Raw genomic sequence first — 24,505 nt, forward strand, 5'->3', positions numbered from 1 at the left:
ATTTTGCCATAGGTTTCTCCTCCGTAAGGCGAAATCTATCAGTGGCCAATTAAAGCAGCGTTAACGTTGAAAATTCTCGCCGAGATTCACCATTAATATCATAGGCTTAACTTTTGTTAATGGGCGCTTGATAAGGATTTTTGCAACTAACGCGTGATCACGAGATCTGCTAGGCTATGTGGCTCTGACGGCGCATGTTCCTGAATATGGTTCACTTTTTGACCGACGAGGCCGCCGCTCTCCGTGACCGTCAGCGTCATCTGGTTCCTGTTTGGGTTGCGTTCGCAACGTGCCGAACTATTGGACTTTTTTGAGCGCACGGAGGCCGCGTGTTTTACGCACGGGCTGGCATTGCAATGCAAATTAAAGGCATGGGGACGCAGTCGCCAAGACGCTCTTGCATCATGGGCGGAGGGCACCCTCCCATCCGGATTGGTCCATTCAGGCGCGCCAGGGGGCACAGTCTGGCCAGGCGCAATACAGCGAGCGCCTGGCTCAAGGCGAGCGATCAGACCCAGCCCTGCAGTTCGCGGCGCACCACGTGCTCAAGCACACGCATGCCTTCCTCGCTGTCGTTGAGGCAGGGGATATGGGTGAACTTCTCTCCGCCATTATGGAGGAAGTTCTCGCCCGCTTCGACGGCGATCTCCTCCAGCGTTTCCAGGCAGTCCGAGACAAAGCCCGGATTGATAACGGCGATCCGCTTCACGCCTTCCTTGGCGAGTTTTTCCACCGTCTTGTCGGTATAGGGTTGCAGCCATTCCTCTGGCCCGAAACGCGACTGGAAGGTGACCATCAGTTTCGTTTTGTCCCAGCCCAGCACGTCACCGAGTAGCCGCGTCGTCTTGTAGCACTGGCAATGATAGGGATCGCCCTTCTTGAAATAGGACTGTGGAATGCCGTGATAGGAGGTCAGCACCATTTCCGGTTCCCAGTCGAGGGTCGCCAGATGCTTGCGGATCGAGGCCGCGAGCGCCTCGATATAGACCGGGTCGTCATGATAACGCGGCACGGTGCGCAGCGCCGGCTGCCAGCGCATGTCGAGCAGCGCCTTGAAGGCCTCGTCATTGACGGTCGCCGTGGTGGCGGCGGCATATTGCGGATAGAGCGGGAAAACGAGGATCTTCTCGCAGCCGTCCTTTTGCAGTTCGTCCATCTTGGATCTGATCGACGGCTGACCATAGCGCATGGCCCAATCGACACGAACATTCGAAAGATCGGCGAAGGCGGCGGCCATCTGCTCCGCCTGGTTGCGCGTATAGGTGCGCAGGTAGCTTTCGTTCAGTTCCTTGTTCCAAATGGTCTCATAGGCCTTGCCGACCTTCTGAGGCCGCTTGTTCAGGACGATGCCGTAAAGGATCGGATACCAGAGCCATCTTGACCATTCGATCACGCGACGATCCGTCAGGAACTCCTCCAGATAGCGGCGCATCGATTTGTAGTCGGTGCCGTCCGGCGTGCCGAGGTTGACGAGAAGGACGCCAACCTTGCCGAACTTCACCGGTGGGTGGTCTGCGGGGAGATGTGATCTGTCTACGGTCATGTCGATATCCTGCTTGTGTCGCTCGATATCCAATACGTCGGAGCGCGCTATCGGGATCATCTCTTAAAAGCAAAAACCGGCCCGAGAAAGCCCGGACCGGTTCGGTAGGTGCGGCATACAGCCCTTACTTGGCAGGGAGCTCGAGTTCCTGGCCGATGCTGATGACATTCGGATGCTTCAGCTTGTTGGCTTCGGCGATTTTCGTCCAGTAGGTGCCATCACCATAGGTTGCGACCGCAATCTTCCACAAGCTGTCGCCCAGGACGACGGTGTATGTCTTTGTCGTTCCAGCCACAGCCTCGGCGCCAGCCGGTGCGGCTGTTGCTGCCGGAGCTTCGGTCGTCGTCGCCGCCGCAGTGGCAACTTCCGTGATGCGGCCATCGGTGTAGGGCTTGTAGGGGCTGTTCTTGGCGATGTAGTCGGCCAGGACGGTTTCCAGGCCAGGGCCGAAATCATAGGCATTCTGGCCAGCGGTTGCGAAGATCTTGTAGCCGTCGCCGCCAGCGCGCATGTAGTTGTTGGTGGCAACGCCATAGAGTTTTTCCGGGGCGAGGGTGACGAAGGCGTCGCCTTCCTTAACCTCGACCGAAACGACACGGCTACCGGCTGGCTTCGACTTGTCGAAGGAATACTTCAGACCGGAAACCTGCGGGAAGCGGCCAGCGCCTTCCTCGATCTGGCTAAGGCCGTTCTCAAGCGCCGCGACGATGTCGGAACCCTTGAGTTTGAAGGTGGCCAGCGTGTTCTGGAAAGGCAGGACGGTCAGGGCTTCGCCCATGGTGACGGTGCCGGCGTCGATCGAGGCGCGCAGTCCGCCGCCGTTCTGGATGGCGATCGTTACGCCCTGGTCCCTGACCCGGTCAAGCATGGCGTCGGCAACCAGATTGCCCATCGAGCACTCGGCCACGCGGCAAACTTCGCGGGAGCCGTCGATGATGCCAGTGGTCTCACCGATTTCCTTCCGCTTCACTTCCTCTAGCGGTGCGCCGAGTTCCGCGACCCTGGCGGTGTAAGCTTCATCCGGTGTCACCGAGGCGTCGAGAAGCTTCGGTGCGCCTTCGGCGGTCTTCACCGTGCCGGCGTCATCGAAAACGACCTTGAGGTCGCCGAGATATTTGGAATAAGCGTAGGCTGTGACGATCGGCACGTCCTTGCCGGAAGGGTTCTTGACCAGTGTCGGGTAGGGGCCCGCGGCCTTCTCGTCGGTCGATGACAACAATGTATGGCTGTGGCCGCCGACAATCACATCGATACCATCGACGGCCTTGGCGATTTCCTGATCCCTGACATAGCCAACATGCGACAGAAGTACGATCTTGTTGACGCCAGCCGCCTCGATCTCCTTGACTGCATCCTTCAGATAGCCGATTTCGTCGATGAACAGCACGCCCTCTCCGGGAGAGGAGGTTTCATCGGTATCGGTCGCAAGAACCGACACTACGGCGACCTTCTCGCCGCCGAAGTCCTTGACGATATAGGGCTTGTACTTGCCGGCAATCGGTGTGTTCAGCCCGGCCAGCACATTGCCGGAGACCATGGGGAATTTCAGCGCGTCGATAAAGCGGGCCAGTTCTTCGGGGCCGTCGTCGAATTCGTGGTTGCCGATCGCCATGGCGTCGAAGCCGATGCCGTTCATGAATTCGGCGATCGGCGGGCTCTTGTAGGTCGTGTAGAAAAGCGATCCCTGGAACTGGTCGCCGGCATCGAGAACCAGGACATTGGCGTCTTTCAGTTCCGCACGGCGGCTGTCGATCGCCGTCTTGACGCGGGCGATGCCGCCGAAGCACTCGTTCTTGCCGGTCTCTTCGGCCGAGCAGGTTGAATCATACTTGTTGATGGCTTCGAAGCGCGAATGGAAATCGTTGATATGCAGGATGTTCAGCTCGAAATCGGCAAAGGCGCCGCTGGCGGAAAGGGCGAGCACAGAGGCACTCAAGAGGCCGGATCGCAGGTGTTTAAACATCGCTTAGCTCCTGTTTTCGCAATAGCGCAGCAAGAGGCCGTTTGGCATTCATGCGGCGCGCGGAAAGGTCTTTGATGGCGGCGATGTTTTCATCAAGCGCGTGCGACTGCAAGCGAAATTGCGCATTGCAATTTAGAGGTTGGCTGGGCCGCAAAACAACACACCGGCCGACGTTTCCATCGACCGGTGTGTCCAGAAATCTGATGTGAGGCTGGCTTAGCCGCGGCGGGCGAGGGAGAACTGGGCACCGCCGTCGGAGGTGCAATTGAGCTGGTTCGGCGTGACCATGGCGCAATTGACCTTGGACTGGGTATTGCGCACCAATGAGGTCATATTGATCTCAACAAGCCGATCGGAAACCATCGCGTAGGTTCCGGAGGCGAGCAACTGGTTGCTATCGGTGGTGCGGGTCGAGAAGGTCCCGCCCTGGAACGTCGAGACGATACCGTTCGGATCGACCCAGGCGCCATCGACGGTCGGAGCCTGCCGCATCGGAGGCAGGGGACGCGGGCCACCCGAAGAGCAGGCGGCAAGCGTCGCCGTGCATGCCAGCAAAGTTACAATGGACCTGATCTTCATCGCCGTCTCCTGCCTAATCACTCTTGGCCAGCGACCTCGGAACGCCTGGCCAATTTTGCAAAAACCATGCCGCGAAGGCAGGGTGAAAGCAAGGCCGCAAGCTGTCCGGCGCCGGGATATTCAAGTTTAGCAGCAACTTATTGAAATTTGGCAACATAAAACCCGCCGCGTGAAGCGGCGGGCGAGTTCGTCTGTCGAGGATAGGCGAATCAGCGAACGAGGACGTTCTTGAACTGCCACGGATCCTTGGTGTCGATGTCCTCGGGGAAGAGGCCCGGACGGCCGTCGAGCGGTGTCCAGTCGGTGTAATGGCCTTCGACCGGACCAAGGTAGGGCATCTGCACTTCGAGGCAGCGCTTGTAGTCCACTTCGTCGGCTTCGACGATGCCGGCCTTCGGGTTCTCGATCGCCCAGACCATGCCCGCCAGAACCGCCGAGGTCACCTGCAGGCCGGTGGCGTTCTGGTAAGGCGCAATCTCGCGGGTTTCATCCAGCGACAGGCGCGAGCCGTACCAGTAGGCGTTCTTTTCATGGCCGTAGAGCAGCACGCCGAGTTCATCGACGCCGTCGACCAGTTCGTGTTCATCGAGGACGTGCAGCACTGGCTGGGCGTTGCCACCATTGCCGAACATCTCGTGCAGGGACAGAACCGCGTCATTGGCCGGATGATAGGCATAATGGCAGGTCGGACGGTAGGTCACTTCGCCGTCCTTGTCGCGGACCGTGTAATAGTCGGCGATTGAGATCGACTCGTTGTGGGTGACGAGGAAGCCGTATTGTGGGCCGGGCGTCGGGCACCAGGTGCGCACACGGGTGTTGGCGCCGGGCTGCTCCAGATAGATGGCCGCCTTGCAGCCCTTCTTGTGCTTCTTGGCGTTCTTCGGCATCCAGTTTTCATGGGTGCCCCAGCCGAGTTCGGCGGGCTGCAGGCCTTCGGAGATGAAGCCTTCGACCGACCAAGTGTTCCAGAAGACGTTAAGCGGCTTCGGGTTCTTGGCGCGCTGGGTGTCGCGTTCGGCGATGTGAACGCCCTTGACGCCAAGCTTCTTCATCAGCTTGGCCCAGCCTTCGCGGTCGTCTGCGGCCGGTTCCTCGAACTTCAGACCGGTCTCATTGGCGAGGTTGACCAGCGCCTGCTTGACGAACCAGGAGACCATGCCCGGATTGGCGCCGCAGGTGGAAACGGCCGTGGTGCCGCCCGGGTTCTTGGCCTTCTCCTGACGAAGGGTCTCGCGCAACGCATAGTTGGTGCGGTCGGCGTTCTTCATGTTCTTGTCGAAGTAGAAGCCGAGCCAGGGTTCGACAACGGTATCGATATAGAGGACGTCGAGCTTGCGGCACAGCTTCATCAGGTCGACCGAGCCGGTGTCGACCGAGAGATTGACGCAGAAGCCCTGGCCCTGGCCTTCCGTCAGCAGTGGCTTCAGGAGCGTCTTGTAATTGTCCTTGGTGACGTGGGCCTGGATATGCTTGATGCCATGCTGGGCGAGCAGTTCGGCTTCGTCATTGCGCGGGTCGATGACCACCATCCGGCTCTTGTCGAACTTGAAATGGCGCTCGATCAGGGGCAGCGTGCCACGGCCGATCGAACCGAAGCCGATCATGACGATCGGGCCGGTGATCTCGCCGTATACCGGATAGGCTTTCTGGGTCATTTCCATCTCCTTGGAATGCGGGTAAGCCCGCTGATCTGGGCGGTTCTAGATCACAAAAACCTGACACAATAAAGGCCCGTTTTCAGGCGCGAGAAGCGATCCTGAAGGATTTTTACGCATAGTTGCCGGCGCGTAGACAGCGCAGGAGATCATCGCGCTTTTCCGCCAGTCCCTTGTAGTCGATTTGCTCCTCGGTCATCGCCTCGAGTTGGTTTGCCAGACCTTGCGCCATACGGGCGCCGTCAGGGTGCTGTTCGAACACGGAGACAGGGTCGAGATAGATGCGAATGGTGAAGACAAGGTCACCCGTTGCGGGCAGCTTGCGCAGCGTTTGCCGCTCGACGCGGACGAACGCCGCGCGCGGATCTATGCCGAGCGAGGCGGGGTCGCTCGACGGACGGACACTGACCGGATGATAGAGGGCATAGCGCCAGTTGATCGACCAGTTGAAGCGCTCAGCCGGCAGATCTGGTTGGAGATTATCGAAGACCCTGTTGATCATCATGTCGTTGCGCGTGCCGCCTTGGAAGCCGGGGACATGGGCGTGAACCTTGGCCATCGGCTTCATGAACTTCTCCGCCAGTGACCAGGAGGAGGGGAAGGCGAGGTGGGCGGCGATAATCGTCCAGCCGTCGGCCTTCTTGCGCAGGATCACCAGGTCGTCCTGCACGAGCGAGCCGGCGCGCAGCAGCGGCGGGCGGCTTTCGTCGGCAAGATCGACCTCATGACCGGCCATCGACATGATCGAACCCTCGCGCGCATAGATGTCGCCATGGTGGTCAAGGAGATGGGCCGCGAGCAAGTCGAGACATTCCTGCTGGGCGTCCAGACTTTCGGGACAATCACGATAGATGTCGCGGAAATGCTCGGCCTCCAGCCGCCGCTTCTCCTCGAGATAGGCGCTAAGGTCGCTGTCCGGTTCGATCCAGCGGCTGGTTTCCAGCGCGGAAAGACCGATGGCGAAAGGTTTGCTCGTGTTGCTGGAGTAGGGCGTATAGGCGGGCATGTTCTGTCGAGGACCTCGTGCAGCCGGTAGCGACAGGCCGGCGCGCTGTCACCCCTTGAGATCCTCAAGTTGAGGCAAGGCCGTCGTGATGGCAACCTCTATGATTTCGTAGTCGGCGACACCGTGTAAGGCGAAGGGATCGGCCGCCACATAGGCCTCGATCGCCGAGCGCTCGCCCTTGGCAAGGATCATGCCACCGGTGCGGGGCACCTTGCGACCGGAGGCGAGGAACATGCCGCCGTCGTAACCTTGTTTCACCCAGGCCAGATGCGATTCCATATGCCGGTCGGCTTCGTCGTTGCTCTTCTTGTAGGTGAGGGAGAGGATGAACATCAGGCGTTGCCTTCCACCAATTCAGCGCGGATCAATCCACGCAGTGAATTGCCGACATAGAGCTTGCGAAATTTCAGGTCTTCCGGGCGCAGCACCTCGCTCTTGGCCTTGCGCTCGCGGATCAGTTCGGCGCGAAGGACGCCTGGCAGTAGACCGCTGGAAAGGGCCGGGGTGACGAACTGGCCTTCCTCGACCTCGGCGAAGAGGTTGGTGATCGTACCCTCGCAGATCTCGCCGCGCTCGTTGAGCAAAAGCACTTCGTCGGCCTCCTCCGGGGTGAACTCGGCGCGGGCAGCCTCATAGGGCTCGCGACGCGAGGTCTTGTGGCGGTAGAGCGCATCGTCGGATTTCAGCCGGGTGGTGGCGATCCGCAACCTCCAGACAGTGTCCTCCGGCTGCAGGTCGAACGGCCGCGCCGTCACATCGATCTTGCCGCGGAAGGTCATGGTCAGGCGGACGCGCAGCGGTTTTTCGCCCTCCACGGCGGCGTTGAGCCTGGCCAAGGCATCCTGCGGCTGGCGAAAGCCCAGCGCATCCGCCGAGCGCGACAGTCGCCGCATATGCTGGTCGACCCGGAGAAAGCCTTCTCCCGGTTGCCACCGCATGGTTTCGATCAGCGAGAAATCCATTGATCCCCTACCGCAAAGCGCGCCTTCAACAGGCATTCCTCGTATTCCGCTTCCGCCTTCGAATCGAAGACGATGCCGCCGCCGACATTGAAGACCGCCCGGCCGTGTTTGAAAAGTGTCAGTGTTCGTATGGCCACGGAAAAGCGCATCGGTCCGGCCGGGTCGCAAAAGCCGATCGCGCCGCAATAGACGTCGCGTGGTCCGGCTTCAAGCTCGGCGAGGATGCGCATCGCCCACATTTTCGGCGCGCCGGTGACGGAGCCGCAGGGGAATAGGGCGCGGAAGATGTCGGGCAGGCCGATCCCCTTCACAAGCTTCGCCCGCACATGGCTCACCATCTGGTGCACGGTTGGATAGGTTTCGATCTCGAACAGTTTCGGGACGGACAGCGTAGCGACCTCGCTGATCGCCGAGACGTCGTTGCGCAGAAGATCGACGATCATACGGTTCTCGGCGAGCGTCTTCTCGTCGGCGAGCATGGCGGCGATGATCGCTTCGTCTTCGGCCGGCGAGGCGCCACGGGCGGCTGTGCCCTTCATCGGGTGGGTTTCGATCCAGCCTTGCTCATCGACCTTGAAGAAGAGTTCCGGCGAGCGCGACAGGATCACCGGACCTCCGAGGTCGATCAGCGCGCCATAGTGTACCGGCTGGCGCGCGACGAGCGACCAGAAAGCGGACCGGGGATCGCCGCGCCAGCGCGCCTCAATCGGCATGGTCAGGTTCGCCTGGTAGCAGTCGCCCTTGCGCAAGTGGTCGTGCAGGCGCTGGAACTTTTCGCGATAGGTGTCGAAATCCCAGGCCGCCTGGGGATCCGTCAGGAAAGAGCCGCTCGAAGCCTCGGCAGGCGGTGCCGCCAGCGGGTGGCCGGCTGACTCGGGCGCATCGAAGATGCCGATCGCCAGAAGGGGCGTTTCCCGCCCTTCGACGATCCGCGACCTTAGCTTTTCTTCGAAGACATAGCCCGCCTCATAGGAGACGTGCCCGGCCAGCCATCGGCCTTGCCACCGTGCCGCCTCCAGTCGCTCGAAAGCCGGCAGGACCTCGTCGGCCGTCCGCGCGATGATGATCTCGCGCGGATCGGCAAACAGCAGACTCTCTCCGCGCTTGTCGTCGCGAAACAGCACATGGGGCGGATGGTCAGCCATAGGGCTGGGTGTTCTCCGGTTCAGGAGGCTCTATCAAGCGCCTCCAGCTCGTCGATCAGGCCCTCTATCATCGACAACCCCTTGGTCCAGAACGACGGATCGGTGGCGTCGAGGCCGAAGGGCGCGAGCAGCTCCGAGTGATGCTTGGTGCCGCCGGCCTTCAGCAGCTCGAAATACTTCTGCTGGAAGCCTTCCTCGGCGCTCTGGTAGACGGCGTAGAGTGAGTTCACCAGGCAGTCGCCGAAGGCATAGGCGTAGACGTAGAACGGCGAGTGGATGAAATGGGGGATATAGGCCCACCAGCTCTCATAGCCCTCTGAGATCTTGATGGCCGGACCGAGGCTTTCGGCCTGCACTGAAAGCCACAGCTCTCCGATCTTCTCCGCCGTCAGTTCGCCTTCCTTGCGCGCGGTGTGCACCTTCCGCTCGAATTCGTAGAAGGCGATCTGACGCACGACCGTATTGATCATGTCCTCAACCTTCTGGGCGAGCATGGCTTTGCGCTCCTTCTTGTCCGCGGTGCGGTCAAGAAGGGCGCGGAAGGTCAGCATTTCGCCGAAGACCGATGCCGTCTCGGCCAGCGTCAGCGGCGTCTGGCACATCAGCGGGCCTTGAGCGCCGGCGAGTACCTGATGCACGCCGTGGCCGAGTTCGTGGGCGAGCGTCATCACGTCGCGCGGCTTGCCGAGATAGTTGAGCAGCACATAGGGGTGGGCCGAGGGTACTGTCGGATGAGCGAAGGCGCCCGGCGCCTTGCCGGCGCGTGCCGGCGCGTCGATCCAGTTCTCATCGAAGAAGCGACCGGCGATCTCTGCCATTTCCGGCGCGAAAGCACCATAGGCGGACAGCACGGTGTCCTTGGCCTCGGTCCACGGGATCAGCCGGTCCGGCGTTTCCTTGAGCGGTGCATTGCGGTCCCAATAGTTCATCTGCTCCATGCCGAGCCACTTGGCCTTCATCGCATAGTAGCGGTGGGACAGGCGCGGATAGGCTTCCTGCACCGCAGCAGCCAAGGCATCGACCACCTCGCGTTCGACCCGGTTGGCCAGATGGCGGCTGTCGGCGATGTCTTCAAAGCCGCGCCAGCGATCGGAGATTTCCTTGTCCTTGGCCAGCGTATTGGTCACCAGCACGAAGATGCGGATATTGTCCTTGAAAGTCTTGGACAGTGCCTTGGCGGCCTTCTCGCGAACCGCCGGATCGGCATCCTGCAGCATGTTGAGGGTGGCTTCGAGCGGCAGTTCCTCTTCGCCGACCGTGAAGCGCAGCGAGGCGAGCGTCTCGTCGAACAGGCGGTTCAGGGCGGCGGCTCCGGTCATCGATTTTTCCAGGAACAGCTGCTCGATCCTGTCCTCCAGCTGGAAGGGCTTGTCCTTGCGCAGGTCGACGAGCCATGGACGGTAGTGGGCGAGCGCCGGATCCTTCGCCATGGCCGTGTCGATGGTCGTGTCGTCGATCCTGTTCAATTCAAGCGAGAAGAACAGAAGATGGGCGGAGATGTCGGTGAGCTTTGCCTGCACGTCACCGAAGAACTTGCCGTTGGCGGCATTCGTCATGTCGGAATAATAGGTGAGGCCGGCATAGGAGGCGATGCGGCCGAGCAGATCTTCCAGCGCCTCCATTTCGCGCAGCGATGTCGCCAGCCCCTGGGGGCCAGTCTCTCCCGCGGCCTCGGTCAGCTTGCCCTTCCACTTGGCCTCGAAGGAGACCGAATCCTTGGCGGCTTTCTCAAGATCGGAGCGGAAGCTCTCGGACGTCTGCGACGGATAGAGGTGCGAGAGATCCCAGAGCGGGAGGTCGCCGAGTTCGGGCTGCGGAGCCGCGGCTGCCGGCGCCGCAGACAGGACGCGGGCGGGTTGGAAATCTCTCTGCATGGTGGTCCTTCCTTTTCCGAACTGGTTGAGAAGGAGATGTAGTCAGTCGCGCCCGATGGGGCAAGCACCCGGGCCAAGAGCCACAGCCAGGGTTCTTCCGATCTCCGCTATGAGATTGATAAAATGCGAGCTTTTCTCAAAACAGGATCTTCAGTCCTTTCTGGCAGGCTTGCCCGAACCGCGATGTGCGCATCGCCTTTCGCATCAAGCGCCAGAATGAATCCGGGAGCTCGAAGTTGACCGCTCATATCCTTGTAATCGACGACGATGCGGCCCAGCGCCGCTCACTCAGGGCAGCGATCGAAGGACTGGGACACGGCGTTCTTGTCGCGGAAAGCGATCAGGCCGGGCTCGACCTGTTCCGCAGGCATCGGGAGGATATTGGTGCTGTTCTTGTCGACCTTTCGGCGCCCGAGAGGGCCGGCAACGGTTTCATGCGGGCGCTCGGCGATCTGCATGCCGGTGTGCCGGTTATCGTCCAGACGTCAGAGGCCGCCACCCATCACGCCATCGACGCTATGCGTGCCGGTGCCTTCGAGTTCCTCGTCAAGCCCTGTTCGCTCGAGCGTATCGCCGCTGCGATTGACAGTGCGCTGAAGTTCACCCGCAGCGGTTCGCAAGGCCGACCCGTTCGTCGGGCCCGCACCGGTGCCGTCGGTTTCGGCGATATCGTCGCGGCAAGCGCCGCCATGGCGCGAGCCGTGGAGCTTGGCCGCCGCGCTGCCCAGTCCCTCATCCCTGTGATGCTTGAGGGCGAAGCCGGCGTCGGCAAGGAGATGATGGCCCGTGCCATCCACGCGGCGAGCGAGCGTTCGGCCCGGCCTTTCGTTATCGTCAACTGCGCCGCCATTCCGCACGGCCTGATCGAGGGGGTGCTTTTCGGTCGGGACGCGTCGGGTCTGGTCAGTGGCGAGATCAAGGGCAAATTCGCCGAAGCCGAGGGAGGCACCCTGTTCATCGAGGAGGTGAGCGAGCTGCCGCTGCCGGTCCAGACCAAATTGCTTTCGCTGGTGCAGGGCGGGGAAATGGAGACGGTTGCCGGAAAGCGCCCGCGCAAAGTGAATGTCCGGTTGATCATGGCGACCAACAAGGACCTGATCGAGGAGGTCAAGGCCGGACGGTTCCGCGAGGACCTCTACTATCGTCTCAACGTCTTTCCGGTCACCATGCCTTCTTTGCGCCGCCGCAAGGAGGACATACCGCATCTCGCGCGGGCATTCGTCGCACGTTTCTCGGCGGAGCAGCGGTTGGTAAAGCCATTGGCGATCGACGCGGCGGCGCTGGCCTTGCTGACTGGCTATGACTGGCCAGGCAACACACGACAGCTCGAGAACGCCGTCTTCCGGGCCGTGGTCCTGGCCGAGGGAGCTGTTCTCGGCGAGCGTGATTTCCCCCAGATTCTCTCGCAAGTTCAATCGGCGTGGCCTTCCAGCGATGCTGTCGGCACTCGTCCAGTCTTCACCGGTGCGCAACCCCCCGCCGCAATCGCGCCCGAAGCGGCTCCGGCGCCGGCTCCGCTCGGCGAAACCGCATCCGCTGACCGGGGCGCTCCGGTCATTGACACTTCCGCCAACGTCATCATCAGCACCGACGAAGCGGGCAATGTGCGCAAGCTCGCCGAGATCGAGGAGGAGCTGATTCGATTCGCGCTCAAATTCTACCGCGGCCAGATGAGCCAGGTTGCGCGCAAGCTGGGTATCGGTCGCTCGACCCTCTATAGAAAGCTGAAAGACTACGGTATCGACCCCGACGACCCGCAAAAACACGCGGCTTGAAGCCACTATGATGCCCCATTGTTAACTGTTGGGTAAAGATGTTCTTTTACCAGCGGCTAATCACTTGTTAGGCATACGTTCACTATATATGGATTGCTTGTGCGCCTGTGGCAGATTTGCCATGGTGTTACCGCATTTGGCAGTCATTTGAGTTGACGTGGGACGTAGTCTTTCGGACGGGGATTGAATTGCTGACAACGCATGATAGCAGCGCGCCTTTCGGCGGAAACGGGCGCAGTCATCCGGCTGCGCATGCACGTTCCTTCGCAGTGTCGCTTCTGTCGGTTGTCTCCCTCTTTCTGCTCAGCTGCATGGTTCTCTTCGGCACGGCCGCGAGCGCCTCCGCCGAGACCCGTTCCCTGAAAATCCATTTCGTTCATACCGGCGAGAAGGCGGAGATCGTCTTCAAGCGCAACGGCCGCTATGATCCCAAGGGGCTCAAGCAGCTCAGCTATCTCGTGCGCGACTGGCGCCGCAACGAACCCACCAGAATGGACCCGAGGTTGTTCGACCTCGTCTGGGAGGTGTATCGGCGGGCCGGCGGCAGCGGCTACATCAATGTCGTGTCGGGCTACCGTTCGCCGGCCACCAATGCCATGTTGCGTTCGCGCTCCAAGGGGGTGGCGAAGGAAAGTCAGCACATGAAGGGCACGGCGATGGATTTCTACATTCCCGGTGTGCAGCTCAAGACCCTGCGCGAGATCGGCATGAAGCTGCAGGCCGGCGGCGTCGGTTATTATCCCAGTTCCCGCTCGCCCTTTGTCCATATGGACGTCGCGGGCGTCCGCGCCTGGCCGCGCATGTCGCGCCAGGAGCTGGTTCGCCTGTTCCCGGATGGTAAGACCGTTCACATCCCCTCGGACGGAAAGCCACTTCCGGGCTATCAGCAGGCATTGGCCGACTACAAGAAACGACTTGGCTCGAACCAGATCCTGATCGCCGAGGACAAATCCGGCAGGGGCAAACGCAAGAATCTGCTTGCCATGCTGTTTGGCGGTGGTGACGAGGATGAGGATGAAGACGTTGGCGTTCCGAGCGAGCGTCCCTCCATTGTGCAGCAGCCCGTCGTGACCGCAGCCCAGCCGGTGATGGTGGCAACGGCGGCTCCGCCTCCACGTCAGGCGGAACTGACGATGCCGACACAGAATCTGGCGCTCAATGCTCCTGTGCCGGCGGCTCGTCCCTCGCTTGCCCCGGCGGATAACAGTCTGGCCGTCGCGCTTTACTCGCCGACGCGTAACCCGGCCCAGGACGCTCTGTCGAAGGTCGCTGCCGCAGATCCGGCCGCCGAAGAGGGATTTGCCGATCTTCAGACGATGAAAATCCCTGTCCCGACACTCCTTGGACCGCGTGGCATGAAGGGTGACGCGGATGAAGCCAACGTGATGACGGCCTCTGTGGATCCAGCGCTTTCCGGCTCGGCGGACGGCCAGCTGTCCACGGTTCCCGTCCCGATCGCGCGACCTGCCGTGGCCGAAGCCTTGCTGGCCGGTGCGGAAAGTGAGCCGGAGGCCGAGATCGACGAAATCGAGCAGGCCATTCTCTCGCCAGAGGCTGCGGCTGCGCTTGAAGAGAGCAATATGCCGATGCCGGCGACACGCCCGCAGGCCCAGCCGTCGAGTGTTGCCGTGCTTGAGGACAAGGCTCCGAAGAATGAGGCGCCTCAGGTTGAGGTCGCCTCAGTCTATCCGCAAGCCAAGCCCGCCAAGGTCGATGGTGAGTTCGGCGACGGCTTCGACATGCCCAAGCCTGCAGCCGGAAAGGGCTTGGAGGCGGGGCTGCCGACCAAAGGCAAGCGGCCGAGCCAGGCCGAAGCCGAGACCGCGCGCATGGCGATGACGGGTGGTCGCCTCACCGAAGACATGATTTCCTACTGGGCGCTGAACCAGGATCACTTCGAGAAGGTCGAGAAGAGCAACAAGGCGCCACGCGTGGTCAGCCGTTCGCTCATCGTTCCGACCGCCGCCTTGCCGGTCGGCTTCCAGCGGGGGACGGTCTCGGTTGACCCCAGTCGTTTCGGTGCGCCCTAAGGCCATGCCCCCGGCAACTGATGAAAACGAAAAACCCGCCGGAGTACCCGGCGGGTTTTTCGGTTCTTAGGGGCGGTCGGACCGGATTATTCTTCCGGCGGGCTCTCGATCATGCCGAGCGCATGCAGATAGGTATCGAGGATCAGGTCCTCTTCCATGCGCTCCTGCTCGTCCTTCTTGCGCAGCGCGATCACCTTCTTGAGGATCTTCGTATCGAAGCCCATGGACTTGGCTTCGCCGTAGACATCCTTGATGTCGTCGGCGATGGTTTTCTTTTCTTCCTCGAGGCGCTCGATGCGCTCGACAAAAGCGCGAAGCTGGTCGCGGGCGACGCCGTGGGCATCAGACATGGGCATTCTCCTTGGGTAGCGACAAATTCATTTCTGTGGGGCTGACCTGCCGCGAAGTACGGGCTGCGTCAAGACCCAAGTTGCGTGCAGCGCTCCCGGGCTTGGCCTCTGCCGGGCAGTTGGTGAGGGCGCGCGGCAAATTGCTCAGGCAATTGCGGCGAATTCCCGGCTCTGCGCGGAGGCTCGGTTACGTGGTCGGGTAGGGACCGGTGCGAGACGCGTGTATCTCGTAGCGGTGCAGGGCAGGGTCGGCATTAAGCGTCTCGAAAATTGGCGCCAGACGATCGGCCCAGGCGGTAATGCCGGCCTCGTCGCTGATCAGGTCCTGGCGTACTTCAAGCAGCACATGGGGCGTGCCGGTCATCATGCAATGGCGGTACATGGTGTCGCCCTTCAAGGCGCCGTCATAAGGCTCATTGTCGCCAACGATAATATCGCCCGGCGCGTTCAGGTGACGGATGAGCGGTTCGGCGGTACGCTGGTCGCTATCCCAAAGTACGCCGGCGTGCCAAGGACGGGCGACATCCTTCCAGACCGGGGTGAAAGAGTGCAGAGAAAGAACCAGCGGTGCCTTGCCGGAGGCCTCCGCGACCGCGGCGATCGTCTGGCTGACCGCCTGATGATAGGGCCGGTGAAAGCTCTCGATGCGGTGGTTCCATTCCTCTGCGCTGATCGGATGGTTGCCCGGCACGATCGCCCCGTCGGAGATCTTCATGATCAGCGTCGGGTCATCCTCTCCGCGGTTCGGATCGATCAGCAGGCGCGAGAAGCACCCGAGAACGGCGGGAGCGCCAAGTCGCTGTGACAGCTGGCGGGTCAGTCCCTCGATGCCAATGTCGAAGGCGATGTGTCGGGTGAAGGCGCTCTGCGGGAGCCCGAGCCCGCCGTAACGGTCCGGCAGGCGGTTCATCGCATGGTCCGCCAGCAGCACGAGGCCGCGCTCATCGTGTCCGGACAGGATTTCGAAGGGGGGAAAATCTTGCATGAAGATGCGCCACTTTGGTTGTTGTCGGCTTGATGACATGGGGGAAAGACGAGCGCAAGCTTTCGTCCCGGTCACGTTTGTGCCAAGATCGCGGTCGATGGTTTATGTCAAAAATATAATCGATTAGAATTGCGTTGACTTTCAATGGCCATCATCGCAAGAAAGCAGTCGACGCACAAACATGGAGTTCCGGCGGAAACCGTGCTGAAGCAAAATAGAATTCCAGGCGCCTCATGGCGCACGCGTCATCTCAGACATTTTTTGATCGCCAGCGCATTGTTCGCGCCGCTGTTCGCAGCCGAGGCGGCTCATGCCGAATTTCGGGTTTGTAACGGAACCCAGAATCTGGTCGGGGTCGCGATCGGCTACCGCGCGACCGAGGGCTGGATCACCGAGGGTTGGTGGCAGGTGCCTGCCTCGACCTGCGCGACGTTGATCGAGGGCGAGCTGCAATCCCGCTACTATTACCTCTATGCCGAGGACGCTGCGCGCGGTGGTCGCTGGACCGGCGACATCAACATGTGCGTTGCCGAAAATGAGTTCAAGATCGTTGGCGTTCAGGACTGTTTCGCGCGCGGCTACCAGCAGATGGGATTCAAGGAATATGACACGGGTCGACAGGGTAGTTGGATGGTCCAGCTTTCCGATACGCCCGGCACGCAGGAAAGCCAGAACTGATGAAGCGCAATCGCAAAGTGAAGATCCTCGCAACGCTCGGCCCGGCCTCGTCCGACGAAGCGATGATCCGCAAGCTGCATGAAGCCGGTGCGGACGTGTTCCGTATCAACATGAGCCATGCCAGCCACGATGTGATGCGTAGCCTGATCGTCAAGATCCGCTCGGTCGAGGCCGAATGCGGCCGCCCGATCGGCATTCTCGCCGACCTTCAGGGGCCGAAGCTGCGGGTCGGCAAGTTCGCCGAGACGACCGTTGAACTGGTGCCGGGTCAGACCTTCACGCTGGACAGCAGGGACGAGCCGGGCGACAACACCCGCGTCTTCCTGCCCCATCCGGAAATCCTCGCCGCGGTCAAGCCGGGGCACCGCCTGCTGATCGATGACGGCAAGTTGCACCTGCGCGCTGAAAAGTGCGACGGCAAGTCGATCGTCACTACGGTTGTCTCGGGCACCAAGATTTCCGACCGCAAGGGCGTCAGTCTGCCCGATACGCTGCTCGCCGTCGGCGCCTTGACTGACAAGGACCGTGCCGACCTCGACGCGGTGCTTGCCACCAATGAAGTCGACTGGGTGGCACTGTCCTTCATCCAGCGGCCGGAAGACCTCGCCGATGTCCGCAAGGTCGCGCGCGGGCGTGTCGGCCTGATGTCGAAGATCGAGAAGCCGCAGGCGATCGAACGCATCGACGAGATCATCGAACTTTCGGATGCGCTGATGGTGGCGCGCGGTGACCTTGGGGTGGAAATGCCGCTCGAGGCCGTGCCGGGCCTCCAGAAGCAGCTGATCAGGGCCTGCCGGCGCGCCGGCAAGCCTGTCGTTGTCGCGACCCAGATGCTGGAATCGATGATCTCCGCTCCGGTTCCGACCCGCGCTGAAGTCTCGGATGTGGCAACCGCCGTATTCGAGGGCGCCGATGCTGTCATGCTCTCGGCCGAATCGGCCTCCGGGCAGTATCCGGTCGAGGCGGTCTCCACCATGGCGTCGATCGCCCGTACGGTGGAGCGCGAGCCGCATTATCCAGGCATCATCTATGCGCAGCGCGCGCACCCGGAGGCAACCGGCGCCGACGCCATTTCGCTCGCCGCCCGTCAGATCGCCGAGACGCTGAAGCTGAGCGCCATCGTTTGTTATACCTCGTCGGGCACGACAGGGCTTCGCGCTGCGCGCGAGCGTCCCGAAGTGCCGATCATCGCGCTGTCTCCGGTCCTGCAGACGGCTCGCCGGCTGTCGATGGTCTGGGGGCTGCATTGCGTCGTCTCTGAAGAGCCGGTCGATCTCGACGACATGGTGAACCGCGCTTGCCGGATCGTCGTCGCCGAGGGGTTTGGCCGGCCGGGTGACCGGGTGATCATCTCCGCCGGCGTGCCGCTTGGCACTCCGGGTGCCACGAATATGCTGCGCATCGCCTATATCGGTTCGGACGGCCTGTCGGGCATCTGACGGTATAGAGAGAGACGTACGATAGGGTTCCGAAGAAGCCGCCTGCGGGCGGCTTTTTCACATCTTCAAAACCCGCCGCTGGCCGGTAGGGCAGAAGACGGGCGGGGAATTCCCGCTCAGCCGCTATTGATTGTCCAGCGGTCCGGAGTTGCCTTCCGGCACTGCGACGCCGGCTTTGGCCAGTTCAGGCTCCAGCGCCCGCGCCATGGCCTGCAGATCGCGCTTGTGCCCGGCGATCTTCTCGATGGCGGCGATGGCAAGGTCCCTTGCGAGGTAATCGGGCTTGTGGCCGAGACCCTTGATCCACACCAGTTCCGATCCCTCGATGTCGCGCGCGAGGCCGCGCGCGTGGATCTCCTCCAGCACGATGGCGTCGCTGCCACCGGTGACGATGACCGTTGGCGCCTTGATCTCGCGGTAGCGCTTTGCGAAGCGCGATACATAGCCATGGAGATTGGCGACGTCGGTGGCATTGGCGCGAAAGGCGGCGGGGCGCAGCACAAGGGCGGGGGCTGTGTGCTGGACATAGTCATGCGGGCAGGGATTGGGGGCAAAGACGGTGCGGGTCGCTGCATCCAGCCTAGCCTTTCCCGCGTGCAGTGCGACGGTATGGCAAAAGAGTGGCCCGACCAGCGGGGTTGAGGCCAGGCGATAGTACCAATCGACGCCGCCGGGCCAGGGATGGCTCGCCGGGGCGAGAAAGAGCAGGCCGGCGGTCTTTTCAGGGTAGAGCACGCCGAAGCTCGCGGCGATCGCTCCGCCGAAGGAATGGCCGACGATGATGGCGCGATCGATGCCACGCTGCTCCATCAGTCGGGCAACGGCTGCGGCCTGACCGTCCGGATAGGCGGTGTCTGGTCCACCGCGTTGTGAATAGCCGTGGCCTGGTCGATCGACGAAGAGGAGTTCGGCTCGACCTTCAAGAGGACCGAGAAAGGCGGTGGCCTGGTCACGCAGGTTGCCGCTGGCGCCGTGGATGAAAACGATCGGCGGAAGGCTGGCATCGGCATTCGCCGGCACGTGAAGCGCGTGCAGCGAAAAGCCGCCGACATCGGTCAGCTCGCCGATGCGCGGAGCATCGGTCTCGATGGCACGGGCGCGCAGCGCCGTCAGCGCGACGGAAGCCGATGACAGGGCGGCAAGGGAGACGAGTGCGGTCACAAGCATGAGACGGACACGAGAGGTTGGAGTCGGAAATGCTCGGACTCTGGCGAAGGCACGATGCGTTGCGAAGGTATCCGGCTCAATCAGGTGCGGCTGCCGGCCAGCTTTTCCGAGAGTGTGCTGACGATCTCCTGAGCTTGGCGATCGGCCGGATAGATGTCCAGATAACGTTCCCAGGCCTTCAGCGCCATAGCCTCGCTGCCGCGTTCACTGAGAATGGCGGCAAGGCCGGCCAGTGCCGCGAAATGGCGCGGTTCGATTGTCAGCACCCGGTTGATGTCTGAAATCGCCCTGCGGTAATTGCCCATCGTGTAGTGGAGCGTCGCTCTTTGACTCAAGGCGCCGACGAAGTCGGGCTTCAACACGATGGCCTGGTCGAGAAAATCGAGGGCGGCGGGGTTGCGTTTCTCCGCAGCCGCACTGGCTGCCCATTGCATCAGCAGATCGATTGTGGGGCTGCCCGATACGTTCCAGTCCGCTAGGATCTCTTCGGTCAACTGGTGGGCTGATTCCGGATCGCGCTCGCGCTTCAGCGCCGTCATCAACTGGTCGATCGTTCTTGGTGATTCGCTGCCAGCGGCCGAATCGAGCGAGACGCTCTCCGTCGCGTTCGCCTGCGCCAAGGCCGAGGGACCATGGGACGCGGCGAGCAACAGGGCGGCAATCAGTGGGGCACGAATACGAAAACGGCGCATGCGGATAAGATAATCCGCTTGCGCCGGCTTTCAAACTCAAATCTTCGCCTGTGGCAGTTTCGGGTCTCGGACCCATGCCAGGCGAACATCTGCGCCGCTGGAAAGCGGCGCCCTTGCCTCAGCCCTGACGAGCCTTGAAGCGCGGGTTCTGCTTGTTGATGATGTAGACGCGGCCCTTGCGGCGAACCAGACGGTTGTCGCGATGACGGGCCTTGAGCGCTTTCAGCGAGTTCTTGATCTTCATTTTACTGGTCCGCAAAGGTTATCGGCGAATGATTCATCCGCCATTGTCTTCTTACAATCAAAAGCACGCTCCGAGGCGTGCTCTTAAGGGTTGGTGGCAAATACTCCGTCCTGCCCCTTGGTGTCAACCGTGTCCGCCCTGATTCAACGGTGAAAGCCCGGATTATTCCGGCCTTTCCGGTTTAGAAACGCATGATTTCCGTGACATGACCCATCTTGCGGCCGGGCCGGGCCTCGGTCTTGCCATAGAGATGAACGAGCGCGCCGGGCTTGGAAAGCCAGGTCGGAACGTCATCGATATCGTCACCGATCAGGTTGGTCATCACGCAGTCGGAGTGCCTGGCCGGGGTGCCGAGCGGCAGGCCGGCAATGGCCCGGATATGCTGCTCAAACTGCGAGACGACGCAAGCTGCCTCGGTCCAGTGCCCGGAATTGTGGACGCGCGGAGCGATCTCGTTGGCGATCAGACTGCCGTCCGCAAGGACGAAAAACTCCATGCCGACCACGCCGACATAGTCGAGGGCCGCCAGCAGCTTCTCGGCTGATTCTCCGGCCGCCTTGGCCGTCGTGTCACCGATTCTGGCCGGCAGTGTCGAGGTGTCGAGAATGCCGTCGCGGTGGACGTTCTCTGCCGGGTCGTAGGCCGCGACGGTTCCGTCGGTCGCACGGGCGGCGATGATCGAGATCTCGCGCTCGAAAGGGACGAAGCTCTCGAGAATGAGCGGCACGTTGCCAAGCGCCGCGAAGACGCCCTCGGGGCGGTCGCCGGCGGAGCGGAACACGCGTTGGCCCTTGCCGTCATAGCCGAGCCGCCGGGTCTTCAGAACGCCCTGGCCGCCGAAGTCAGCGAGTGCGGCTTCCAGTTCCGCCTGGCTGTCGACCGCGTGGAACCGGGCGGTTTGGATGCCGCAATCATTGAGGAAGCGCTTTTCGGTCAGCCGGTCCTGCGCCACTTCGAGTGCGCGCGGCGGCGGAAAGACCGGTACGTTGCGGGCGAGCGTTGCGGCGGCCTCGACCGGGACGTTCTCGAATTCATAGGTGACGATGTCGCAGGCCGCGGCCAGTTCGGCGAGCGCCAGCGGATCGGCATAGGGCGCGACGATCTGGCTGTTGGCGACCTGGGCGGCCGGGCAGTCCGCCTGCGGTTCAAGAATCACGGTGCGGAAATTGAGGCGGGCGGCGGCCATGGCAAGCATGCGGCCTAGCTGGCCTCCGCCGATGATGCCGATCGTGCGTGCGTTCATGGTTGTTCGTCCAACGGGTATTCCGCCACGGCCGCGCTCTGGCGGGCGCGCCATTCGTCGAGCCGTTCGGCGAGATCCTCGTCATGCAGGGCGAGGACTGCAGCCGCCAGCAGCGCAGCGTTGACGGCGCCGGCCTTGCCGATGGCAAGCGTTCCGACCGGAATGCCGGCCGGCATCTGTACGATGGAAAGCAGGCTGTCCTGGCCGGAAAGCGCCTTGGACTGGACCGGAACGCCGAAAACCGGAAGGGGCGTCATCGCCGCAGCCATGCCGGGCAGATGGGCGGCACCGCCGGCGCCCGCGATAATGACCTGGAAGCCCTCATCACGCGCACCCTTGGCGAAGGCGACGAGCCGGTCGGGGGTGCGGTGGGCCGAGACGATACGCGCCTCATAGCCGACGCCAAGGACGTCCAGCGTGTCAGCGGCGTTCTTCATGGTTTCCCAGTCCGACTGGCTGCCCATGATGATGGCGACGGGCGGGCGTTCTTCGGTCATCGTACGCTCCTTGCCAGATCAGGCGATGATGTCGGGGACGATCTGGTCCTCAAGCGAGGTCATCTTGTCCTTGATGCCCAGCTTTTTCTTCTTCATTCGCTGTATTCTCAAGGCATCGCAGCCCGTTATGGTCATGGCATTGATGGCGGCGTCATAGTCTTCATGCTCCTGCCGGAGCCGAGCGAGCGCCAGCCGAATGTCCGCCTTTTCCTGATCGGGCATTATCACGTCCCCATTCTCGCAACCTACGCATCCGTCTTCTCGGACGCGCCGTAGATTCGCGCAAGCTCCTATCATCAAATACCGGTAACGGGAAGTTATCCCTGTCTGCAAATTTGCCGCGCTTTCTCCCCGATTTCGCCTTCGACAAACCGTACACTTCGTGTCACATTACATTCGTAAAGCCTGAAACTCCAGCGTTGTGAGGGCTGGAGGTAGGCAAAAGGAAGGACGTATCAAATGACCATGCAGGCTCATCTTGAATCGCTCGAAAAGAAGCACGGCGCTCTTGAGGAAAAGCTCCATACTGCTCTTACGTCTCCCTCCGTAGACGACCATCGGATCGCCGAGCTCAAGAGGCTCAAATTGCGGCTCAAGGATGAAATGGAACGCTTGCGGGCGTCGACCAGACACTAGTTTTCCGGGTCTTGCCGGCCGGGGATCGCCTGAAGGCAGATCCGGGCCGGCAAATCAGGACAGTCAATTTTGCCCCGGAGACCAGCGCGGTTTTCGGGGCTTCTTTTTGTCTTGGTGAAGGGTCAGGACCAGAACTGATCGATCCACAGATTGAGACGATCGAAGCCTGGCCGGTTGACGGAATAGATCCGCCTGGTGCCTTCCGAGGTGACGCTGACCAGATTGCAGTCGAGCAGCGCCTTCAGATGCTGGGACACGGCGGGTCGGCTGATCGGCAGACCGCTCGCCAGATCGTTTACGGTCTTGGGTGCGCGCCGCAGTTCTTCCAGCAGGTACCGGCGGTGCGGATCGGCGATCGCGACGAATGGGTCCAGGTTCGACATGGACGCAGGTTACGTGAATATTCCGGGGCGGGCAAGCGTATTGTGCGGTGCAGCAATCGACTGTGTGCGCCTGTCTCGCCTAAAATCCGGTGATACCGTCGTAGAGCAGTTTGCTGCCGGCGATCAGCACCATGCCATACATCAACGGATAGAAAATCCGGGGCTTCAAGTAGTGCACGAGGCGCGCCCCGATCAGCGTCGAGGCCAGCGCGACCGGCAGAAGGGTGGCCGAGACGGAGAGGTTGGCGGTGCCGAGTTCACCAAGCGCGAAATAGGGGATGACCTTGATGGCGTTCATGATCGCGAAAAAGCGCGTGCTGGTGCCGGTATAGGTCAGGGGATCGAGGCGAAGCGGAAGCGTGTAGACCTGGAAAGGCGGTCCACCGGCATGGGCGACGAAGCTGCCATAGCCCGACAGAGTGCCCCAGAGCGTCGCTGCGACCGGGCGCTCGACGGCGGCGGCCGGTTCCATCGCTGCCGACTGCCGCGCTGCATCGACGAAATAGCGCAGGGCGAACAACACGGAGATCCCGCCGAGCAACAGGCGCATGACGTTTACCGAAACATAGGCGGACGTCGCCCAGCCGATCGCTATGCCGAGAATACCGCCGGGCAACATGGCCAGCAGGGTTGGGCGGCTGTTGTGGCGTCTCCAGGCCCAGAGGGCGACGAGATCCATCACCAGAAGAATCGGCAGGAAGATCGCTGCGGCCTGCATCGGCGGGACGACCATGGCCAGAAGCGGCACGCCGATCAGGGCAAATGCGCCGCCGAGCCCGCCTTTCGACAGCCCAACGAGGATGACGGCGGGAACGGCCGCGGCATAGAACAGCAGATCTAGACTCATTTGTTTCGGTTGATCCTTTCGAAGGACCGGTCTATCGGAATTACACACGCAAAACGAGGGAGGCGCGCGGGAAAAGTCCCGTCCTTCCGCAAAACGGATCCCGTCATGACCAGTCCCCAAGATCGCTGCCGTCTCGTCCTGATTGTTCCCGACATCGCAGACGCCGAGGAAAAGGCGCGCGTATTGGGCGACGCCTTGAAGGGCGGCGACGTCGCCTCGGTCATTATCCCCCAGTATGGCCTCGACGATTCGGTCTTTCAGAAACACGTCGAACTGCTTGTCCCGGTGATCCAGGACGCGGGCGCTGCGGCCCTCGTTGCCGACAATAGCCGAGTGGCCGGGCGGGCAAAGGCCGACGGCCTGCACATTACCGGCAATGCGGCAGCCCTGGCCGAGGCGATGGAGAAGCATGTGCCGAAGATGATCGTCGGTGGCGGCAATGCCATGGATCGGCATCATGCGCTGGAGATGGGCGAAGTGCAGCCGGACTATGTTTTCTTCGGCAAGCTCGACGGTGATATCAAGCCGGAGGCGCATTCCAAGAATCTGGCGCTCGGCGAATGGTGGTCATCGATGATCGCCATTCCCAGTATCGTGATGGGCGGGCAGGATCCGGCCTCGGCGGTTGCCGTCGCGGAAACCGGCGTCGAGTTCGTCGCCTTGCGCGAGGCGGTTTTCGCCGATCCGGCCATGGCGGCCAGCATCGTTGCGCAGGTCAATGCCGCGCTTGACGAAAAAGCGCCACGGTTTGAAGATTGAAAGGCATCATGCGCTCCAGTCTTCTCCATCCATCCGTGCTGTTCGCCGTCGTC

The 24,505-nt window shown here is 61.8% G+C and carries 25 protein-coding genes; 6 read left to right on the forward strand and 19 right to left on the reverse strand.

What is annotated here, in order from left to right; translation table 11 throughout:
* Positions 1-508: 508 nt before the first annotated feature.
* The 9 genes from hemH to RNA01_RS15070 all read right to left on the reverse strand — a co-directional run bounded on the left by hemH (position 509) and on the right by RNA01_RS15070 (position 10,727).
* Positions 509-1,543, reverse strand: a complete 1,035-nt coding sequence (hemH, locus tag RNA01_RS15030; RefSeq protein ID WP_147181029.1) for a ferrochelatase — start codon at positions 1,541-1,543, stop codon at positions 509-511.
* A gap of 124 nt (positions 1,544-1,667) precedes the next feature.
* Positions 1,668-3,506, reverse strand: a complete 1,839-nt coding sequence (locus tag RNA01_RS15035; protein WP_147181030.1) for a 5'-nucleotidase C-terminal domain-containing protein — start codon at positions 3,504-3,506, stop codon at positions 1,668-1,670.
* Positions 3,507-3,722: 216 nt separating this feature from the next.
* Positions 3,723-4,085: an outer membrane lipoprotein Omp10 gene (gene omp10 / locus RNA01_RS15040; RefSeq protein WP_147181031.1), complete on the reverse strand. Its 363-nt coding sequence runs from the start codon at positions 4,083-4,085 to the stop codon at positions 3,723-3,725.
* 209 nt (positions 4,086-4,294) lie between these two features.
* The gene (locus tag RNA01_RS15045; RefSeq protein ID WP_147181032.1) at positions 4,295-5,740 is read right to left on the reverse strand and encodes a homospermidine synthase; all 1,446 of its coding nucleotides are present in this window, start codon (positions 5,738-5,740) and stop codon (positions 4,295-4,297) included.
* A gap of 112 nt (positions 5,741-5,852) precedes the next feature.
* Positions 5,853-6,746 carry a heme-dependent oxidative N-demethylase family protein gene (locus RNA01_RS15050; RefSeq protein WP_147181033.1) on the reverse strand — a complete coding sequence of 298 codons (894 nt, stop codon included), beginning with the start codon at positions 6,744-6,746 and terminating at the stop codon, positions 5,853-5,855.
* Positions 6,747-6,794: 48 nt separating this feature from the next.
* Entirely contained in the window at positions 6,795-7,079 is a 285-nt protein-coding gene (locus tag RNA01_RS15055) for a YciI family protein (protein WP_147181034.1), read from the reverse strand.
* Positions 7,079-7,708: an aminotransferase class IV family protein gene (locus RNA01_RS15060; RefSeq protein WP_147181035.1), complete on the reverse strand. Its 630-nt coding sequence runs from the start codon at positions 7,706-7,708 to the stop codon at positions 7,079-7,081. Before RNA01_RS15060 ends, RNA01_RS15055 begins: the two co-directional genes overlap by 1 nt.
* Complete coding sequence (locus RNA01_RS15065) at positions 7,693-8,853, reverse strand: aminodeoxychorismate synthase component I (RefSeq protein ID WP_147181036.1); 1,161 nt, start codon at positions 8,851-8,853, stop codon at positions 7,693-7,695. The genes RNA01_RS15060 and RNA01_RS15065 overlap by 16 nt, the downstream gene beginning before the upstream one ends.
* A 20-nt stretch (positions 8,854-8,873) precedes the next feature.
* Entirely contained in the window at positions 8,874-10,727 is a 1,854-nt protein-coding gene (locus tag RNA01_RS15070; RefSeq protein ID WP_147181037.1) for a M3 family oligoendopeptidase, read from the reverse strand.
* Between the two features lie 236 nt (positions 10,728-10,963).
* Here RNA01_RS15070 and RNA01_RS15075 point away from each other — a divergent pair, with 236 nt between their 5' ends.
* Together RNA01_RS15075 and RNA01_RS15080 are read left to right on the forward strand one after the other, a co-directional pair.
* Positions 10,964-12,502, forward strand: a complete 1,539-nt coding sequence (locus tag RNA01_RS15075; RefSeq protein WP_147181038.1) for a sigma-54-dependent transcriptional regulator — start codon at positions 10,964-10,966, stop codon at positions 12,500-12,502.
* Positions 12,503-12,813: 311 nt separating this feature from the next.
* Positions 12,814-14,532 (forward strand): peptidoglycan L,D-endopeptidase MepK, encoded by a 1,719-nt coding sequence (locus RNA01_RS15080; protein ID WP_371864074.1) that lies wholly within the window; start codon positions 12,814-12,816, stop codon positions 14,530-14,532.
* Between the two features lie 86 nt (positions 14,533-14,618).
* Here the strand turns inward: RNA01_RS15080 and RNA01_RS15085 are convergent, their stop codons facing one another.
* Positions 14,619-14,882: a DUF2312 domain-containing protein gene (locus RNA01_RS15085; RefSeq protein ID WP_147181040.1), complete on the reverse strand. Its 264-nt coding sequence runs from the start codon at positions 14,880-14,882 to the stop codon at positions 14,619-14,621.
* A gap of 187 nt (positions 14,883-15,069) precedes the next feature.
* Positions 15,070-15,867, reverse strand: coding sequence for an N-formylglutamate amidohydrolase (locus RNA01_RS15090; protein ID WP_147181041.1), 798 nt, complete (start codon positions 15,865-15,867; stop codon positions 15,070-15,072).
* A gap of 144 nt (positions 15,868-16,011) precedes the next feature.
* On the opposite strand from RNA01_RS15090, the gene RNA01_RS15095 reads away from it, so the two are divergent.
* Both RNA01_RS15095 and pyk read left to right on the forward strand, forming a co-directional pair.
* Entirely contained in the window at positions 16,012-16,545 is a 534-nt protein-coding gene (locus RNA01_RS15095) for a DUF1036 domain-containing protein (protein WP_371864072.1), read from the forward strand.
* Entirely contained in the window at positions 16,545-17,984 is a 1,440-nt protein-coding gene (pyk, locus tag RNA01_RS15100; RefSeq protein WP_147181043.1) for a pyruvate kinase, read from the forward strand. Before RNA01_RS15095 ends, pyk begins: the two co-directional genes overlap by 1 nt.
* A 123-nt stretch (positions 17,985-18,107) precedes the next feature.
* Here pyk and RNA01_RS15105 read toward each other — a convergent pair whose 3' ends face one another.
* From RNA01_RS15105 to RNA01_RS15130, 6 genes are all read right to left on the reverse strand, one after another.
* A complete protein-coding gene (locus RNA01_RS15105; protein WP_147181044.1) occupies positions 18,108-19,151 on the reverse strand; it encodes an alpha/beta fold hydrolase in 1,044 nt (347 codons plus the stop codon).
* 80 nt (positions 19,152-19,231) lie between these two features.
* Positions 19,232-19,843: a tetratricopeptide repeat protein gene (locus RNA01_RS15110; protein ID WP_147181045.1), complete on the reverse strand. Its 612-nt coding sequence runs from the start codon at positions 19,841-19,843 to the stop codon at positions 19,232-19,234.
* Positions 19,844-19,961: 118 nt separating this feature from the next.
* Positions 19,962-20,087 carry a type B 50S ribosomal protein L36 gene (ykgO, locus tag RNA01_RS15115; protein ID WP_003497670.1) on the reverse strand — a complete coding sequence of 42 codons (126 nt, stop codon included), beginning with the start codon at positions 20,085-20,087 and terminating at the stop codon, positions 19,962-19,964.
* Between the two features lie 181 nt (positions 20,088-20,268).
* Positions 20,269-21,330, reverse strand: coding sequence for a 5-(carboxyamino)imidazole ribonucleotide synthase (locus RNA01_RS15120; RefSeq protein ID WP_147181046.1), 1,062 nt, complete (start codon positions 21,328-21,330; stop codon positions 20,269-20,271).
* A complete protein-coding gene (gene purE, locus RNA01_RS15125; protein ID WP_147181047.1) occupies positions 21,327-21,827 on the reverse strand; it encodes a 5-(carboxyamino)imidazole ribonucleotide mutase in 501 nt (166 codons plus the stop codon). Before purE ends, RNA01_RS15120 begins: the two co-directional genes overlap by 4 nt.
* Before the next feature lie 18 nt (positions 21,828-21,845).
* Positions 21,846-22,049 (reverse strand): YdcH family protein, encoded by a 204-nt coding sequence (locus tag RNA01_RS15130; RefSeq protein WP_147181048.1) that lies wholly within the window; start codon positions 22,047-22,049, stop codon positions 21,846-21,848.
* A gap of 237 nt (positions 22,050-22,286) precedes the next feature.
* Here RNA01_RS15130 and RNA01_RS15135 point away from each other — a divergent pair, with 237 nt between their 5' ends.
* Positions 22,287-22,463, forward strand: coding sequence for a YdcH family protein (locus RNA01_RS15135; RefSeq protein ID WP_147181049.1), 177 nt, complete (start codon positions 22,287-22,289; stop codon positions 22,461-22,463).
* 122 nt (positions 22,464-22,585) lie between these two features.
* Here the strand turns inward: RNA01_RS15135 and RNA01_RS15140 are convergent, their stop codons facing one another.
* Together RNA01_RS15140 and RNA01_RS15145 are read right to left on the reverse strand one after the other, a co-directional pair.
* Positions 22,586-22,846, reverse strand: coding sequence for an ArsR/SmtB family transcription factor (locus RNA01_RS15140; RefSeq protein ID WP_147181050.1), 261 nt, complete (start codon positions 22,844-22,846; stop codon positions 22,586-22,588).
* A gap of 79 nt (positions 22,847-22,925) precedes the next feature.
* Positions 22,926-23,693 (reverse strand): sulfite exporter TauE/SafE family protein, encoded by a 768-nt coding sequence (locus RNA01_RS15145; RefSeq protein ID WP_147181051.1) that lies wholly within the window; start codon positions 23,691-23,693, stop codon positions 22,926-22,928.
* A 105-nt stretch (positions 23,694-23,798) separates the two neighbouring features.
* Here RNA01_RS15145 and RNA01_RS15150 point away from each other — a divergent pair, with 105 nt between their 5' ends.
* Positions 23,799-24,452 carry a thiamine phosphate synthase gene (locus RNA01_RS15150; protein ID WP_147181052.1) on the forward strand — a complete coding sequence of 218 codons (654 nt, stop codon included), beginning with the start codon at positions 23,799-23,801 and terminating at the stop codon, positions 24,450-24,452.
* Positions 24,453-24,505 lie beyond the last annotated feature (53 nt).

The organism is Paenirhizobium naphthalenivorans (genome assembly GCF_007992095.1).
GTDB lineage: Bacteria > Pseudomonadota > Alphaproteobacteria > Rhizobiales > Rhizobiaceae > Allorhizobium > Allorhizobium naphthalenivorans.